Here is a 16,444-nt window from a genome sequence, read left to right on the forward strand (position 1 = left end):
AAGCCGCGAAGCGACCTGCCCACTGCGCCCGGTGCGAATGACAGCTTGACGCACGAGACCGCCGCGCCAATCCTCATTGCGAGCGCAGCTCGCAATGAGGGAGGAGAGATGGTGCGTTTCTCGCGCGGATATGGGCGCAGCGCGTAGCCCGCATGAGCGACAGCCGGCGCGCGGGACGCGCGTCGGCGCCAGCGACATGCGGGGTCTTACGTGCCGTGTCGGCGAACCCGGATGTCGCTGCGCTCGTCCGGGCTAGGTGGCGACCGAACGAAACTTCGACGGCACGCGGCATCGCTGCGCCGCGCGTCGTCGCTGCAGATCATGTCTTGAGGAATGGTACCGCAGCCGCGCGCGGTTGCGACCAGACGTCGGCTCACTGGGTACGGCTCTCGCCCGCTTCAGACTGCAAGCGACCGATTTAATTTCGTCCAACAGAACGTCGCAAAGCGCGATCTGCGACAGCAGGGCGGCCTCTGTCGATTGGTGCGACGTCGGCCGATCGAGGTGCAGCTTTGCTGTGCGGATTCTGCTGAGCGATTTCAATACCGAATGATTGGACAGGTCGCCGCCTCGAATATCGGTCATTTTGCCTGCACCACCACTACACGAGATCTGTCGCATCAGGACCAATTTGGTTCAAAGCAATCGGTATGCCGCGAAGGGGGCCGCGAACGGACAGCGCGACCTTGCGGGTCCCTCCGGCGTCTGCAAAGCAGCGCCCACGGACATCAATCGGCGGTTTACAGTTGGTTCCGAAATTGAAACTTGGCACGTTGAGTTGACGCTTTGCCTGCCTGATTGGCAACTTATCGCTCTTGGTCGAGCGATTGGCGACCTGCTGATGACCTATTGCAGCCGTGCCAGACTGGAAGACGCTCGCTGTGCCCGGCGAGGGGATGACCTGGTGCACCGCCACTGAACTGGTAATGCCTACAAGATAACTAAGAGAATGCAACGTGACCGTCTTGATCAGCATGATTGGACTCACTTCATCTCGCCTCATATCGACAGGCGTGTGGACGTTGCCAGGTTCGCGTTGTGACAAGGGCATAAGTTCATCGCTTCGGTGACCTGCTTCGCAAGATCGAGAATCTCAAGCGCCGAGCGTCGCCGGTTAGGTGTGTTGGTGTTCCGAACATTATCGTCTCCCCAAAATGCCGCGGGTCTCGGCTCGCTCGGTCACGTTCAACCCTGTCTGTCGCTGCGAGGATGCGCTTAGCGAGTCTTGATTTCGTGGTGGAGTTTTGCCCGGCCTTGGGCAGGGGATCACCGCCTCGTCCAGCACGGAACTCATGAGTTCCACTTCGCCGGGATGCCGGTTCCCGTGCCGCCACGTTCATCTCCTCTCTTACGGTCGCACTCTACAGAACCTGCTGCCTGCTCATCTCAACGAGATTGAAGCGCGTCGCGCGGCGATTTTGAAGTTATTCTCAAGTCCAAACTCTGCAAACGTTGCTCAGAATTAGCCGCAACACTAGCCAGTTACCTGCTCAAGTTAACATGTGAGAAGTCGGGAACATGATCGAGCTGCGGCGCCTGGCCGCCTCCCGCGTGACGGGAGTTTCTCGGAGTTGACTTGGATCAGTCCGGAGGACGTACTCTTCAGTATTCAAGCGAGCCGTGAGCGAGGACAGACCGATGAACTTGGACCGATCCGTGAGCCTATTGAGCCGGGCTCCCGTCATTCGTACGGACGATCCGGAGGCGATGGAGCACGCGTTGCGTACGGTCTACGGGGCAACTGGCTTCGCAGTCACCAAGGCAGATGGCTTCCAGGGGGTGGGCAACTACCTTCAGCTTGCGAATATCGGCCTTGGCTTTTGTGCCTATGGCGGGGCGAGGGCGGTCGTCAAGTTCCCGGAAAGCGACTACGCGCGCCTGCAAATTGGCCTCAAAGGCAGCGCTTTGACCGTTCTGAATCGCACGGCGATCGCGATAACCGAGCGGCAGTCCTGCATAGTTGCGCCTGGCGAACCCAACAGGATTGTGTTCGAGCCAGGTTATGAGCAGCTCATTCTTCGAATAAGCGCGAGGGCGTTGGAGCAGACATTGACGACGCTGCTCGGTGCAAAGCCAGCCGGTGTCCTCAAGTTTGATCCCATAGCGGCTGCGGTGCAGCCGAACGCTCTGGTCTTGCGCGATCTGGCGATGTTCCTCGCTCATCAGCTGGATGCGACGGCGACAGAGCTGCCGCGCGCGGTGCTGGCCGAACTGGAGCAGGCTCTCATCGTTTCCTTCCTGTCGGCTCACCGCCACAATTTCAGCGAGCTGTTGGAGAGAGCCGAAAAGGATGTCGTGCCGCGGATCGTCCGGCTGGCCGAGGAGTATATCGAGGCCTCTTGGGACCGCGCCATCACGATCGAGGCGCTGGCGTCGCAGACAGGCGTCAGCATCCGCGCGCTCTATACTGCGTTCAAGAAGAGCCGCGGATACTCGCCGATGGCGTTTGCGAAAACGGTGCGATTGCGACGGGCAAAGCAGATGCTCTCGGGGGCAGATCAGCGCACCTCCGTCTCTGCAGTCGCCTACAATTGCGGCTTCGGAAATCTCGGACACTTCGCAAGAGACTATCGCGAGATGTTCGGTGAGCTTCCATCCGAAACTCTGTTGCGCTCGCGACGAGCCGCCTAGCTCGCCTTACAGAAGCGTCGGTCAGGCCAGTCCCAATAGCGCTTGGGCAGCGGCGAAGCAAAGCGCGGGTCGCCAACTCAAGCTGAGAGCCAATCATGATGACGCCGTCCGACTGCGGCGAGGCGCCAAGAAGCGGGTCAGGTCTTTCGAATATTCTCGTCTCGTAGAAAGCGCCGCGCTTTTCAACTTGTTCGGGTCACGTTCACCTGACGTCGCTGCTGGATATACGCGTAGCGAGCTTCAACTTCATGGCGGATATTCTCTCGGGGGTAGGCGGGAGGGTTGCCGCATCGTCCAGCGCAGACCTCATGAGATGAGGCCAAGTAGTAATCTGGAAGGAAATTGAAGCGCGTCGATGAAGAAGATGGAACTGCGACACCTCGCCGCTGACCGGTGTTTTCCCGGAGTATCAGTTCGGTCAAACCGAGGTACCATCTTCCGATGAACCTAGATCAATCCGTAAGCCTGCTGAGCCGCGCTCCCGTCATTCGTACAGACGATCCGGAGGCGATGGAGCACGCGTTGCGTACCGTCTACGGGGCAACTGGCTTCACAGTCACCAAGCCAGATGGCTTCCTGGGGGTGGGCAACTACCTTCGGCTTGCGAATATCGGCCTTGGCTTTTGTTCATATGACGGGGGAACGTCGGTCGTTAAGTTCCCGGAGGGCGACTTCGCGCGCCTGCAAATTGGCCTCAAAGGCAGAGCTTTGACCGTTCTAAATCGCACGGCGATCGCGATAACTGAGCGGCAGGCCTGTATAATTCCGCCGGGTGAACCGATCAGGATTGTGTTCGAGCCAGGTTATGCGCAGCTCATTCTTCGAATAAGTACGGGGGCGCTGGAAAGGTCGTTGACGACGCTCCTGGGCGCAAAGCCGGCTGGCGTCCTCAGGTTTGATCCCATGGCGGCTGCGGTGCAGCCGAACGCTCTGGTTTTGCGCGATCTGACGATGTTCCTCGCTCATCAGCTGGATGCGACGGCTACAGAGCTGCCACGCGCGGTGCTGGCCGAACTGGAGCAGGCTCTCATCGTTTCCTTCCTGTCGGCTCACCGCCACAATTTCAGCGAGCTGTTGGAGAGAGACGAAAAGGACGTCGCGCCGCGGATCGTTCGGCTGACCGAAGAGTATATCGAGGCCTCTTGTGGGCGCGCCATCACGATCGAGGAGCTGGCATCGCAGACAGGCGTCAGCATCCGCGCGCTGTATGCGGCGTTTAAAAAAAGCCGCGGATACTCTCCGACGACGTTTGCAAAAACGGTGCGATTGCGACAGGCAAAACAGATGCTCTCGGGGGCAGATCAGCGCACCTCCGTCTCTGCAGTCGCCTTCAATTGCGGCTTCGGAAATCTCGGACACTTCGCAAGAGACTATCGCGAGATGTTCGGTGAGCTTCCATCCGACACTCTGTCGCGCGGGCGGCGAGCCGCCTAGCTCGCCTGACAGAGGCGCCGGGCAGGACCATTCCAAAGAGCGCCGGGGCCAGCAACGCGCGGTGGGCAGGTTGTGCCCGGCGAAGCTTGCTGATGATGTCCAGTATTCGCAGCCAGGCTGGGCCACCGTGCTGGGTCTGGAGGCAAAGCGACCGAACTGCGACATTACGGGCGACGTGTCATAGTCATGCGCTCGGCGGCGGACATGCTGCAGGGCGGGTCAAGGCGTGCACGCGGCCATTCGCCGCTAGCGACATGCCATGGCGATTCACGCACCTCCCGCTCGGCGATGGGGGGCAGCTGCACCCCCGCTTGCCTGGCCTGCGATTGAAGGCTCCGCAGGCTGCGACCGGCCTGCCACACCAATACAGCCAATCGTCCATATGCCGTGCCGTCGCCGGGCGCGTGCATTGTCAGGAGCCCTTATGGCGATTAAAGATTCCGACCCAGACCGCGTCGGCACCGCTAGCCTTCCCGCGCGGTCGCGCATTCGATGAGGCCGCCATGCATCTTGCCCATGATCCCACAGCGCCGGTGGCGGCAGGGATCAGCTTCGACCAGTTCCTGGCCGTCGACATCCGCATCGGCACCATCGTCGCGGCCGAGCCCTATCCGGAGGCGCGCAAACCGTCGCTGAAGCTGACCATCGATTTCGGGCCCGGCATCGGCACCAGGCGCTCCAGCGCCCAGATCGCCACGCTCTACGATCCGGCCACCCTGGTCGGCCGCCAGGTGGCCGGCGTCGTCAACTTCCCGCCGCGCCAGATCGGCAAGTTCATGTCCGAGGTGCTGACGCTCGGCTTTCCCGATGAACAGGGCAACGTCGTGCTGTTCCAGCCCGACAAGCGCGTGCCGAACGGCGCGCGGCTGTTCTGACGCGCGGAGAGCCGACCGCCATGGATATGCTGCTCGAACCTGTTACGCTGCCGCCGTTCCCCGAAGGCCTCAGGATTTCGCTCAGGCAGATGCATCTTCTCAAGGCTCCCATGGGCGGCACCCTGGTGACCGGCGGCGCCACCTTCCGCGTGTTCGCGCCGCATGCCAAGGCGGTCTACGTCTCCGGCCCGTTCAACGACTGGGCGCAGGACGCGAGCTGCCGGCTGGCGCCGATCGGCAACGGCCATTGGGCAATCTTCGTGCCGTCTCTGAAGGACGGCGACGCCTATATGTACTTCGTCGAGGGCGAAGGCAGCTCCGGCTACAAGCGCGACCCGCATGCACGGCTGCTCACGGTCGATCCACCGTTTCCGCAGGCGCATTCGGTGCTGCGCAATCCGCACGCCTTTCCCTGGCACGACACCGACTACACGCCGCCGCCCAACAACGAGCTCGTGATCTATCAGCTCCATGTCGGCACCTTCGACATGAAGGCGGGCAATCCCGACGGCTGCTTCTTCGACGTGATCGAGCGCGTGCCGCATCTGGCGAAGCTCGGCGTCAACGCGATCGAGCTGCTGCCGGTGCAGGAATTCCCGACCATGTTCAGCATGGGTTACAACGGCACCGACCTGTTCAGCCCGGAGACCGAGTACGGGGAGGCAGAAGACGCGCATCTCGCAGCCTACTTCAAACGCACCAACGAGATCCTCGTCGCAGCCGGCGCGACACCTTACGCCGATATCGGCGTGGTGCGTCACTGCGACGACCAGCTCCGCGCGCTGATCGACGTCTGTCATGTCCATGGCATCGCCGTGCTGTTCGACGTCGTCTACAACCACGCCGGCGGCGGTTTTGACGAGAGCAGCATCTGGTTCTTCGACCGTCAGGCCTATGGCGATCCCAATCGCAGCCTGTATTTCACCGATCAGGGCTGGGCGGGCGGCCAGGTGTTCGCCTACTGGAACGCCGACGTGCGGCGGTATCTCGTCGACAACGCCGTGATGTTCTATCGCGAGTATCACGCCGACGGCCTGCGTTTCGACGAGGTCAGCGTGATGGACCGCTTCGGCGGCTGGGCGACCTGCCAGCAGCTCACCGAAGCGCTGCGCGCGGAGAAGCCGGATGCGATCCAGATCGCGGAATACTGGCCGGTGAACCCGTGGGTGGTGAGGGACATCGCGCATGGCGGCGCCGGCTTCGATGCGACCTGGAGCGACGGATTGCGGCTCGCGGTGCGCGGCGCCGTCGCGAGCGCGGCCGGCGGCGCGGGCGCCGTCGTCCCGATGCAGCCGATCGCCGCGGCGATCGCCGATCTCAGCCTCGACAAGCGCTGGCGCGCGGTCAACTCGATCGAGAACCACGACATCGTCTATGCCGGCCGCGAGCCGCGCATCCCGCGCCTCGCCGATCCCGTCGACAGCCGCTGCTGGTATGCGCGCAGCCGCAGCCGCGTCGCCACGGGCCTGTTGCTGACCGCGCCGGGCATCCCGATGCTGTTCATGGGCCAGGAACTGTTCGAGGACAAACCATGGAGCGACACGCCGAACCCCGACACGACGATCAGTTGGGGGCTGCTCGACGGCGAGGACAAGATCACCGCTGATGCGATGCGCTTCACGCGCGAGCTGATCGCGATCCGCCGCACCCATCCGGCGCTGACCGCGGAGGGATGCGCCATCGTCCACGTCCATGACGGCAACCGCGTGCTCGCCTTCCACCGCTGGGACGGCCAGGGCGACGACGTGATGGTGATCGTCAGCCTCAGCGAGACGCCATGGCGCGACTACGCGATCGGCTTTCCGGCAGCGGGGCAGTGGAAGGAGGTATTCAACAGCGACGTCTATGACAACTGGGTCAATCCGGATGTGGTCGGCAACAATGGCGCGGTCAGCGCAGGCGGCCCGCCGCTGCACGGCCAGCCGTGCTCGGCGATGGTGACGATCCCCGCGAATGGCGTACTGGTGTTTGCGCGGGCGTGACGGCCGTAGGGTGGGCCAAGGCGCATCCGCACTCTGTCCACGATCGAGATCGTCATGGCGCCGTGCCCACCATCTTTGCTGATGCGTTCGCGGATGGAAGGTGGGCACGCCGCCGCCTTCGGCGGCCGCTTTGCCCACCCTACGGCAGCGCGCCCGCAGCGACGACCTGTGGAAGATGAACGCTGGTCTTTCCTCCGTCATTGCGAGCGCGGCGAAGCAATCCAGACTTTCTCTGCGGAGGGACTCTGGATTGCATCGCTGCGCTCGCAATGACGTGGTGAGAGCGGGGCGTGTCATGAGCAGATCTACCTGCTGAATCGGACTACACGATCAGCCGGCCCTGTCGCTCCGCGATCCCGATCACCGCTTCTGTCCCCGCATTGAAATCGAGGTGATCCGCCTCGATGCCGTCGGAGAAAATGACGCCGTTCTCGGGCATCAGCGAGCGCAGGCGCAGTGTTTCGGCGCCGTTCAGCCCTCCGCAGACCAGGGATGTCTGTGACGTCTTGCTCGGGAACGGCTCGCGCACGGCAAAGCGCAAGCTCCGGGCGTCCCAGGGCAGGGCGGTGTAGTCGCCGCCCGTCGTGGGGCTGCCGAAGTTGCCGGCGATCGCCAGCGCGCCGGTGACGATGCTCTTGAACCACGCAGTCGAGCCGAGTCCGGTCGCGACGATCAGGCCGCTGGAGGACTGCCGCTCCTGATGCTCGCGGGTCGCGATCTCGTAGCGGGCCGAGACATGCGTGCGCGCGCCGATGAAGAGGTCGTTGACCGCATGGAGCACCTGGCCGTCGGCGAGGCTCGCGCGCGCCATGGTCACCGCCTTGGCCGCGCGCCGGTCGGCAGCAACCTCCGGCAGCAAGCTCGCGAGATCGGCCGGCGCGAACGGCAGCAGCACACCGTCATGCCGGGCCGCGTCCGGGTTCAGGCCGAGCAGCGGCTGGCCGTCGAGATATTTCATGGTGTTGGCGACGAGCCCGTCGGGGCCGAGCGCCGCGACGATGTCGGCGGGGCCGAAGATGAAGTTCGGCAGGAAGCCGCGGTCGACGATCTGGTAGCGGCCCCAGCGCTCCAGCGTCTGGACGCTGGTCAAGCGCGCGGCCTGGTAGGCCGCGTGCTCGCGTTCGTAGTCGGAGAAGTCGGCGCCGAGATGCTCGACATAGAAGCGGGCCTGGTCCGCGGTGAGGAATCTGGTGATCAGCTCCTCGAGCCGCGTTCTCCTGACAACCAGCACCACCTTGCGGTCATTGCCGGACACGGGCGGCCTCCGCGGGCTTCTGCATCAGGCTGTTCAGGAGCTCCGGCGAGACGTTCAGCTGCCCGATCTTCTCGGCCTTTTCGGCGAGGCCCGAAAACGCCTGCGCGATCAACTGGCCGGGTTGCATGCCGGTGGCGGCCAGCGCCTGGATCACGCGGGTGTCGACGCCCTCGAAGATCTTCATCAGCGCGCCGACGCGATAGGCTTCGGCATCCGCCAAAGTGCGGGTGTTCGCCGCATTCAGCGACACGAAATCCTTCCGCCTGGCCTCGAGCCCGATATCGGCGACCATGCCGGCCTCGCGCAGCTGGTTCTTCTTCGCGGCGACGCTGGCCTCCGCATCCATCTGCGTCTCGCGGATCGAGCGCTTCTTCTGCTCGACCGCGATCTCCGTGTCGAGCTCGCTCTCGCGGATCGCCCGCTCGCGCTCGACGGCGAAATTGCGCCGCGCGAAGATGGCTTCGTCGGCGGTCCTCAGGATCGCCTCGCGCGCCTCGGCCTCCAGCGCCTTGGCGGTCTCCGGCGTCGGCTTCACCGCGCGCACGGCGACGCCAAGGATCTCCAGTCCTAGCGCCTCGATGTCGGCGCGCCGCTTCAATCCGGCCGCAATCGTCTCGGCGATGCGGTCGGAGGCGCGCAGCGCTTCCTTCAGGGTCATGTCCTTGACCGCCTGCTGCGCCAGCACCTCGACCGCGCCGAGCACGCGCTGCGGCAGCTCCTCCGGGTCATCGGACTCGTAGGTCTTGCCGTCGCGCTTGAGCGTGAAGTTGAGCATCGCCGCCGCCTTCCTCGGCTCGCCGATGCGGTAGGTCACCTGGCCCTGGATCGTCAGCGTCTGAAAGTCGCGGGCGATCTGCTGGAAGATGAAGGCGGCGTCGCGGCTGCCGATGGGGATCGCGACCAGGGAAGTGGCGGGCCCGTAATAGAAGGTGGAGAGCCCGGCACCTTCCTCGACCACGCTGCCGGCGCGGTACTTGAGGAGATAGGTGGTGGGTTGGGCCTTGATGAAGCGTAAGCCGAACATGGCGGCCTCCTGACGTTCAATGGATAAGTGTGTCACGCCAACTTAGTAAGTTGGACAGTACAACTAAGTATGCTAGTGTCAAGGGACAAATTCGGGGGCGGACGGTATGGCAGCACGGCAGGGGCAGGGCGGCGGAGCGGCTGCGAGGGCGGGCGGACTGGATTTTCCGCGGCCGCTGACCACGGTGGACATCGTCATCTTCGCGATCCGGCTGGAGGCGCTGCACGTGCTGCTGGTGCGGCGCGGCCACGGCGAGGGAGAGCCGTTCCCGGACGCGTTTGCGCTCCCGGGCGGCTTCGTCGATGTCGACAAGGATCGCGATCTCGAAGCCTGCGCGCGGCGCAAGCTTGCCGAGAAGACCGGCGTGATCAGCACCTATCTGGAGCAGCTCGGCAGCTGGGGCAGTGCGCACCGTGATCCGCGCGGCTGGTCGGCGACGCACGCGTATTTTGCGCTGATCCCGGCGTCAGCGGCGGAGGCCGCGCTCGCGGCCGATGCGCAATGGTTTCCGCTCGTGGGCATGAGCGTGAAGCCGAATCTCGCGTTCGATCATGCCGAGATCCTGCAGGCCGCCGTGCAGCGGCTGCGCAACAAGGTCGAGTACACCTCGCTGCCGGCCTATCTGATGCCGGAGGAGTTCACACTGCCCGAGCTGCAGCGGACTTACGAGATCGTGCTCGATCGTCCGCTGGAAAAGAGCGCCTTTCGCACCCGCATGCTCTCGGCCGACCTCATCGAGCCGATCGCCAAGATGCGCAAGGGGCCGAACCGTCCGGCGCAGCTCTATCGGCTGAAGGCGGCGGCGGCGCCGGTGTATTTCGCCAGAACGTTCAACGCGCCGGATTGACGGCGTGGTCGCCTCTTCCAGCCCCGCATGAGCGAAGCAACATGCGGGTCTCACGCGGAGTCTCGGAGAACCCGGATGTCGCTGCGCTCATCCGGGCCAAACGGCTCCATCTCTCGCCGGTCAGGCCGAGAAATCCACCACCAGCGACTTGCTGGTCGAGCTCGACGAGCTGGTGCCGCTGGCGCTGTAGGATGAGGTCTTGCTGTTGTTCGAGCTCTGCAGCGCCTCGAGCAGCTTCTTCAACAGCTCCTCGACCTGGGACGAGGACGATGAAGACGACGAGGAGGAGGTGCTCGACGTGGTGTCGGTGCTGGACTCATCGCTCGGTGGCGCCGGCGGCGGACCGCCGGCGCCACCCGCGCCGCCCGGACCGCCGGAGAAGGCGTTGGCAAATACGTTCTTCAGCTCGGTCGCCTGGTCCGAGGTCAGCTTGCCGCTGTCGACCTCGCTCTGGATGAGATCGTCGATCTTCGACTGCATCTCCTTGGGCGACGGCGGCGCGCTGGAGCTCGACGATGAAGACGAGCTGCCGCTCTGCAACGCGGAATCGATGTCGTCGAGCGCCGAGGACAGCGCAGTCTGGTCGGCGGAGCTGACCTTGCCGGCCGAGACTTCCTTGGTGAGTTCCTGCTTGAGCAGGTCGAGCGGCGAATATCCGCTCATGGAGGATGCAGAGATCGACGTCATGGCGTGCTCCGGGGTGCGACATCAAACCTGCGCCCAGGTGCGACCGGAACGCTTAACAGCTCCTTGTTCCGTGTTTCTGGATGTGTCCCGCCGCAGGCTGCACACAAAACGAAGCAAGAAAGTCAGCATGGCTGCGTAGCCCGGATGAGCGCAGCGACATCCGGGTTCGGCACGAGCGCCGGTGGCGACCCCGGATGTCGCTGCGCTCATGCGGGCGACGGTCCGCGGCAAGGCGGCATGCCGCCAGCGCAATGCTCCGGCGCGGGAAATGGTGTATCCGCGGGTGACAGGCGGGGCTCTCGCTCGGGATGTCCGCCACAAGGAATAAAGCTCCCGGAGGAACTCCATGTCGGCCCTGCCGCTTTCTGGCATCAAGATTCTCGATCTGACCCGCGTGCTGGCCGGACCGCTGTCCGCGCAGATGCTGGCCGATCTCGGCGCGGAGGTGATCAAGATCGAGCGGCCCGGCACCGGCGACGATGCGCGCGCGTTCGGTCCGCCCTACCTCAGGGACCCCGATGGCAAGGCCAACAACAACAATTCCTTCTACATCTGCGCCAACCGCAACAAGAAGTCCGTCACGGTCAACATCGCCTCGCCGGAGGGGCAGGAGATCATCCGCGCGCTCGCCAAGGACTGCGACGTGTTCATGGAGAACTACAAGGTCGGCGATCTCAAGCGCTATGGCCTGGACTATGAGGCGATCCGCGCCGTCAATCCCGAGGTGATCTATTGCTCGGTCACCGGCTTCGGCCAGACCGGGCCGTATGCACCGCGGGCGGGCTACGATGCGGTCTTCCAGGCCATGGGCGGGCTGATGAGCGTGACCGGCCACATGGACGGCGAACCGGGGGCGGGGCCGATGAAGGTCGGTCCCTCAATCGTCGACTACATGACCGGCATGAACACCTCGATCGGCATCGTCTCGGCGCTGTATCACCGCGACGTCAATGGCGGTGGTGGCCAGCACATCGACGTCTGCCTGTTCGACACCGTGATTGCCTCGCTGTCGCACTATGCCCAGATCTTCCTGATCAACGGCAAGTCGCCGCCGCGCCGCGGCACCTGGGGCAATGGCGGCATGCCGGCCGGCGTGTTCCGCTGCACCGACGGCGAACTGATGCTGGTGGTCGGCAACGACGCGCAGTTCGCGCGCACCTGCGCGGTGTTAGGGGCGCCAGAACTGGCGACCGACCCGAAATTCGTCAAGAACAACGACCGCGTCGTCAACGGCAAGGAGATCATGGCGATCTTTGCCGGCCTGTTCCTGAAGAACTCGGTGGCGCATTGGCTGGAGGAGCTGGAGAAGGCGGGCGTGCCGTGCGGGCCGGTCAACGATTTTGCGCACGTGTTCGCCGATCCGCATGTCCGCTCGCGCGGCATGGAGGTGAAGGTCGAACACCCGTTCGAGCCGCATCTGTCCCTGATCCGCAACGCGCTGACCTTCTCCGGTACCCCGATCACCGAGTATCGCGCGCCGCCGCTGCTCGGCGAGCATACGCAGGACGTGCTGTCGGGGCTCGGCTATGATGAAGCGAAGATCGCGGCGCTCAAGCAACAGGGCGTGGTGTAGCTGCTGCGGCGGCCGTTCTCTCCCGTCATTGCGGGGCTCGCGACGCGCCGATCGTCCCGCATGTCGTGCTGCGCATCGGAGTCCACGCCCTCTCTGCGTCATTGCGAGCGCAGCGAAGCAATCCAGGGTCCCGCCCACCACTCTGGATTGCTTCGCTGCGCTCGCAATGACGGGGAGACAGCCGGGCTTCCGCGCATAGCCCGGATGAGCGGACGCTTGCGGGCAGGCACGCGGCCGCCTTGCGGCGGCCGCTCTGCCCACTCTACGGCTCAGTGGACGTGGTGGCGACGGTGCCGCTTCGCCTTGGGCCGGTGGTAGCGCGGCTCTGCGACGAAGGGCGGCGGCGTGCCGAGCTGCTGCCGGGATTCCTGCAAGCGGCGCTGATAGCCGGGCGAGTTCATGATGCTGGCGGCGGCGCCGCGCGCCAGCGCCGGCTCGCTCGCCATCATCATGGCGAGCGCACTGGCCGCAGCGGCCAGGATCAATCGCGAACGGACCGTCATCGGGCGAGTTCCATTGTCATTGGTGGCGACGTCATCTGTGGCGATCGGCGCTCAGCGCGCTGCAATCCTGGCCTTCGACTTTGCCGTCTGATCGCGCGTGGTCAAGCCGAGCACGGCGCCGCGCACCACCCGCGCGATCACATCCTCGACATCGTCGAGGTCGCATCGGCCGTCGGAGAGCTTGGTGAGGCGCTCGCTCTCGCGGATGGTGTGATGCGCCATGGCGAGCGCAAAATGCAGGCCCCAGAACAGATCGACCTCGGAGCTGTCGGGCAGGGCGCGCTGCATTGCGCCGGCGAATTTGCGCAAATGGTCGATTTCCTTGGTCTTGATGCGGCGAATTGGCGGCACCGATTCGATCGAAGCGCGGATCATGAACTGCGCCACCGCCGAGCGTTGGTTCTCAGGGCCAAGGCAGCCGCGCAGGATCGGGCCCACGAGGGCGCGCAGGATGTCGGAGATGTCGGCGCGACCGCCGCCCGCATCCTCGGCTTCACGCAATTCGCGCAGGCGCTCGCGGTTGAGCGCGATCGAGCGGGTCACGAACAGTTCGGCGATCAGCTCGTCCTTGGAGCCGAAATGATAGTTCACCGCGGCGAGATTGACGTTCGCCTCCGCCACGATGTCGCGCAAGGTCACGTCGGAGAAGCCGCGTTCGGCATAGAGCCGCTCGGCGGCGATCAGGATCGCAGTCCGGGTCTGGTCGGTCGCCATGCTCGTCCTCCCGAACGATGAAGCGGGGTGGGGAGTTGCGTTTCAAACAATTGTATGAAACTATTGTTTGAGACGGCCGCAATGTCAATCACGGTTCTTCCGTGGGGCGACATTTCGGCGCTGCAGCGACGGTTCGCGCGGTCGTGTCGCGCAAGATCACACTTGCACGGACGCCGTGGGCGGGCCGACACTGCGGCCAAAGTTTCAGAGGAAACACCCAAGGAGAGTCCCATGGACTTCACGATGTCGGCGAAGCAGCAGGAATGGCTGGAGCGCGTGCGCAGCTTCATGACCAAGCATGTCCGCCCGGCGGTGCCGATCTACAAGCAGCAGGACGCCGAGGGCGACCGCTGGAAGGTGATCCCGATCCTGGAGGACCTCAAGGCCAAGGCGAAGGCGGAAGGCCTGTGGAACATGTTCATGCCGCCGTCGCCGCATGAGGACGACGAGTTCCGCGGCGCCGGCCTCACCAATCTCGAATATGCGCTGCTGTCCGAGGAGATGGGCCGCATCTCCTGGGCGTCCGAGGTGTTCAACTGCTCGGCGCCCGACACCGGCAACATGGAAGTGTTCATCCGCTACGGCACCAAGGAGCAGAAGCGCAAATGGTTGCGCCCGCTGATGGACGGCGAGATCCGCTCGGCCTTCCTGATGACGGAGCCGGCCGTGGCCTCGTCGGATGCCACCAACATCGAGACGCGGATCGTGCGTGACGGCGATCATTACGCCATCAACGGCCGCAAATGGTGGTCGTCGGGCGTCGGCGATCCCCGCTGCAAGATTGCGATCCTGATGGGCAAGACCGATCCGTCGGCCGCCAAGCATCAGCAGCAGTCGCAGATCCTGGTGCCGCTCGACACCCCCGGCATCAAGGTCGAGAAGATGCTGCCGGTGTTCGGCTTCGACGACGCGCCGCACGGCCACGCTCAGGTGCTGCTCGAGAACGTCCGCGTTCCGGCGGAAAACATTCTGCTCGGCGAGGGCCGCGGCTTCGAGATCGCGCAGGGCCGTCTCGGTCCGGGCCGCATCCATCACTGCATGCGCACCATCGGCAAGGCCGAGGAGTCGCTGGAGAAGATGGTGCGCCGGCTGATGACGCGCCAGGCCTTCGGCAAGAAGATCATCGAGCATTCGGTGTGGGAGCAGCGCATCGGCGAGGCCCGGACCAACATCGAGATGTGCCGGCTGTTGTGCCTCAAGGCGGCCGACATGATGGACAAGGTCGGCAACAAGACCGCCCAGGGCGAGATCGCGATGATCAAGGTCGCTGCCCCCAACATGGCGCTGAAGATCATCGACGACGCCATCCAGGCGTTCGGCGGCGCCGGCGTGTCGGATGATGCGGGTCTCGCCAAGGACTACGCCAACATCCGCACGCTCCGTCTTGCCGACGGCCCGGACGAGGTGCACAACCGCGCCATTGCCCGGCTCGAGATGAAGAAATACGCCAACGAGCCGCGGCATTGAGCGTCGACTTCTAGGGTGGGCAAAGCGTCCGTCGCCGCGCAGAGCGCGGGGGCGGATGCGTGCCCACCCACTTTCGAGTTCAAGCCAACAGGGTGGGCACGCTTCGCTTTGCCCACCCTACGAATTCTAATGCCGAGCGGTGACTCACCACTTGCGTCATTCCGGGGCGACGCGCAGCGTCGAACCCGGAATCCAGAGATGGGTCCGCCAAGATAGAGATTCCGGGTTCAGCCCTGCGGGCTGCCCCGGAATGACGAACACGTGAGAAGGGAGCCTCGTCGTGGCCGACGGCGTCAAGAAGGACGAAGAATTCTCCGGCACCAAGCCGGTCGAGGAGCGGCATCGTTTCGACGAGGCCAAGCTCGCGGCCTGGATGGCCGAGCATGTCGAAGGCTATCAGGGCCCGCTGACCGTGCTGCAGTTCAAGGGCGGCCAGTCGAACCCGACCTATCGTCTGAACACGCCGGCGCGTTCCTACGTGCTCAGGCGAAAGCCGTTCGGCAAGCTGCTGCCGTCGGCGCACGCAGTCGATCGCGAATTCCGCGTCATCGCCGCGCTCGGCAAGCAGGGCTTTCCGGTCGCCAAGGCCTATGCACTGTGCAACGACGACAGCGTCATCGGCGCTGCCTTCTACATCATGTCGATGGAGGAGGGCCGGGTGTTCTGGGATCCGACCCTGCCGCATGTCGCAGCGCCCGAGCGGCGCGCGATCTTCACCAGCAAGATCGAGACCTTGGCCAGGCTGCACAGTTATGATCCGGCGGCGATCGGCCTCGCCGACTTCGGCAAGCCCGGCAACTACTTTGCTCGCCAGGTCGACCGCTGGACCAAGCAATATCGCGCCTCCGAGACCGAGCATCTGCCGGAAATGGAGAAGCTGATCGAGTGGCTGCCGCGCACCTTGCCGGCGCAGCAGCGCGTCTCGATCGTGCATGGCGACTACCGGCTCGACAACATGATCTTCCACGCGACCGAGCCGCGCGTCATCGCGGTGCTCGACTGGGAGCTGTCGACGCTTGGTGATCCCATGGCGGACTTCACCTATCTGCTGATGCAGTGGATCATGCCGGGCCTCGACGGCGTCGACCTGAAAGCGCTGAACATCCCGACCATGGAAGAGGCGGCGGAGATCTATCGTGGGGTCACCGGCACCGAGCTGCCCGATCTCAACTGGTACTTCGCCTACAATCTGTTCCGGCTCGCCGGCATCCTGCAGGGCATCATCGGCCGCATCCGCGACGGCACCGCCGCCAACGACAAGGCGATCGAGTCGGTCAAGCGCATGGTGCCCATGACCAAGCAGGCCTGGTCCTATGCGCAGAAGGCGGGGGCGGTGTAGTCTCCTGTAGCCCCGGATGAGCGAAGCGACATCCGGGGTCACACGCGCTGCGGCGATGAACCAGGATGTCGTTTCCGCCCATCCGGGCTACGAATTCCGCGCGCCGGCTAGGC

At 64.3% G+C, this 16,444-nt stretch carries 15 protein-coding genes; 8 read left to right on the forward strand and 7 right to left on the reverse strand.

Annotated features, from left to right (window positions below):
• Positions 1–252 precede the first annotated feature (252 nt).
• Together QW863_RS07675 and QW863_RS07680 are read right to left on the reverse strand one after the other, a co-directional pair.
• Complete coding sequence (locus QW863_RS07675; RefSeq protein ID WP_315714601.1) at positions 253–585, reverse strand: hypothetical protein; 333 nt, start codon at positions 583–585, stop codon at positions 253–255.
• Positions 586–601: 16 nt separating this feature from the next.
• The gene (locus QW863_RS07680) at positions 602–976 is read right to left on the reverse strand and encodes a hypothetical protein (RefSeq protein ID WP_315714600.1); all 375 of its coding nucleotides are present in this window, start codon (positions 974–976) and stop codon (positions 602–604) included.
• 662 nt (positions 977–1,638) lie between these two features.
• Here QW863_RS07680 and QW863_RS07685 point away from each other — a divergent pair.
• The 4 genes from QW863_RS07685 to QW863_RS07700 all read left to right on the forward strand — a co-directional run bounded on the left by QW863_RS07685 (position 1,639) and on the right by QW863_RS07700 (position 6,922).
• Positions 1,639–2,631: an AraC family transcriptional regulator gene (locus QW863_RS07685; RefSeq protein WP_315714599.1), complete on the forward strand. Its 993-nt coding sequence runs from the start codon at positions 1,639–1,641 to the stop codon at positions 2,629–2,631.
• Between the two features lie 441 nt (positions 2,632–3,072).
• Positions 3,073–4,065 (forward strand): AraC family transcriptional regulator, encoded by a 993-nt coding sequence (locus tag QW863_RS07690; RefSeq protein WP_315714598.1) that lies wholly within the window; start codon positions 3,073–3,075, stop codon positions 4,063–4,065.
• A gap of 503 nt (positions 4,066–4,568) precedes the next feature.
• A complete protein-coding gene (locus QW863_RS07695) occupies positions 4,569–4,940 on the forward strand; it encodes a tRNA-binding protein (protein ID WP_315714597.1) in 372 nt (123 codons plus the stop codon).
• Between the two features lie 20 nt (positions 4,941–4,960).
• A complete protein-coding gene (locus QW863_RS07700) occupies positions 4,961–6,922 on the forward strand; it encodes an alpha amylase C-terminal domain-containing protein (protein WP_315714596.1) in 1,962 nt (653 codons plus the stop codon).
• A gap of 322 nt (positions 6,923–7,244) precedes the next feature.
• Here the strand turns inward: QW863_RS07700 and QW863_RS07705 are convergent, their stop codons facing one another.
• Entirely contained in the window at positions 7,245–8,177 is a 933-nt protein-coding gene (locus QW863_RS07705; RefSeq protein ID WP_315714595.1) for a sugar kinase, read from the reverse strand.
• Positions 8,164–9,201 carry an SPFH domain-containing protein gene (locus QW863_RS07710; protein ID WP_315714594.1) on the reverse strand — a complete coding sequence of 346 codons (1,038 nt, stop codon included), beginning with the start codon at positions 9,199–9,201 and terminating at the stop codon, positions 8,164–8,166. The genes QW863_RS07705 and QW863_RS07710 overlap by 14 nt, the downstream gene beginning before the upstream one ends.
• 106 nt (positions 9,202–9,307) lie before the next feature.
• Between QW863_RS07710 and QW863_RS07715 the strand changes: the two genes are divergently transcribed.
• Positions 9,308–10,048 carry an NUDIX hydrolase gene (locus QW863_RS07715; protein WP_315714593.1) on the forward strand — a complete coding sequence of 247 codons (741 nt, stop codon included), beginning with the start codon at positions 9,308–9,310 and terminating at the stop codon, positions 10,046–10,048.
• Positions 10,049–10,168: 120 nt separating this feature from the next.
• Here QW863_RS07715 and QW863_RS07720 read toward each other — a convergent pair whose 3' ends face one another.
• On the reverse strand, positions 10,169–10,735 hold the full coding sequence (locus QW863_RS07720; protein WP_315714592.1) for a hypothetical protein: 567 nt from the start codon (positions 10,733–10,735) through the stop codon (positions 10,169–10,171).
• Positions 10,736–11,081: 346 nt separating this feature from the next.
• On the opposite strand from QW863_RS07720, the gene QW863_RS07725 reads away from it, so the two are divergent.
• Positions 11,082–12,308, forward strand: coding sequence for a CaiB/BaiF CoA-transferase family protein (locus tag QW863_RS07725; RefSeq protein ID WP_315714591.1), 1,227 nt, complete (start codon positions 11,082–11,084; stop codon positions 12,306–12,308).
• Between the two features lie 269 nt (positions 12,309–12,577).
• Here the strand turns inward: QW863_RS07725 and QW863_RS07730 are convergent, their stop codons facing one another.
• The gene (locus QW863_RS07730) at positions 12,578–12,811 is read right to left on the reverse strand and encodes a hypothetical protein (RefSeq protein WP_315714590.1); all 234 of its coding nucleotides are present in this window, start codon (positions 12,809–12,811) and stop codon (positions 12,578–12,580) included.
• A gap of 51 nt (positions 12,812–12,862) precedes the next feature.
• Positions 12,863–13,525, reverse strand: coding sequence for a TetR/AcrR family transcriptional regulator (locus tag QW863_RS07735; protein WP_315714589.1), 663 nt, complete (start codon positions 13,523–13,525; stop codon positions 12,863–12,865).
• A gap of 231 nt (positions 13,526–13,756) precedes the next feature.
• Between QW863_RS07735 and QW863_RS07740 the strand changes: the two genes are divergently transcribed.
• Together QW863_RS07740 and QW863_RS07745 are read left to right on the forward strand one after the other, a co-directional pair.
• The gene (locus QW863_RS07740) at positions 13,757–14,992 is read left to right on the forward strand and encodes an acyl-CoA dehydrogenase family protein (RefSeq protein WP_315714588.1); all 1,236 of its coding nucleotides are present in this window, start codon (positions 13,757–13,759) and stop codon (positions 14,990–14,992) included.
• A 280-nt stretch (positions 14,993–15,272) separates the two neighbouring features.
• Positions 15,273–16,331, forward strand: coding sequence for a phosphotransferase family protein (locus QW863_RS07745; protein ID WP_315714587.1), 1,059 nt, complete (start codon positions 15,273–15,275; stop codon positions 16,329–16,331).
• Positions 16,332–16,444: the final 113 nt, after the last annotated feature.

Source organism: Bradyrhizobium sp. SZCCHNR1017, from assembly GCF_032381375.1.
GTDB lineage: Bacteria > Pseudomonadota > Alphaproteobacteria > Rhizobiales > Xanthobacteraceae > Bradyrhizobium.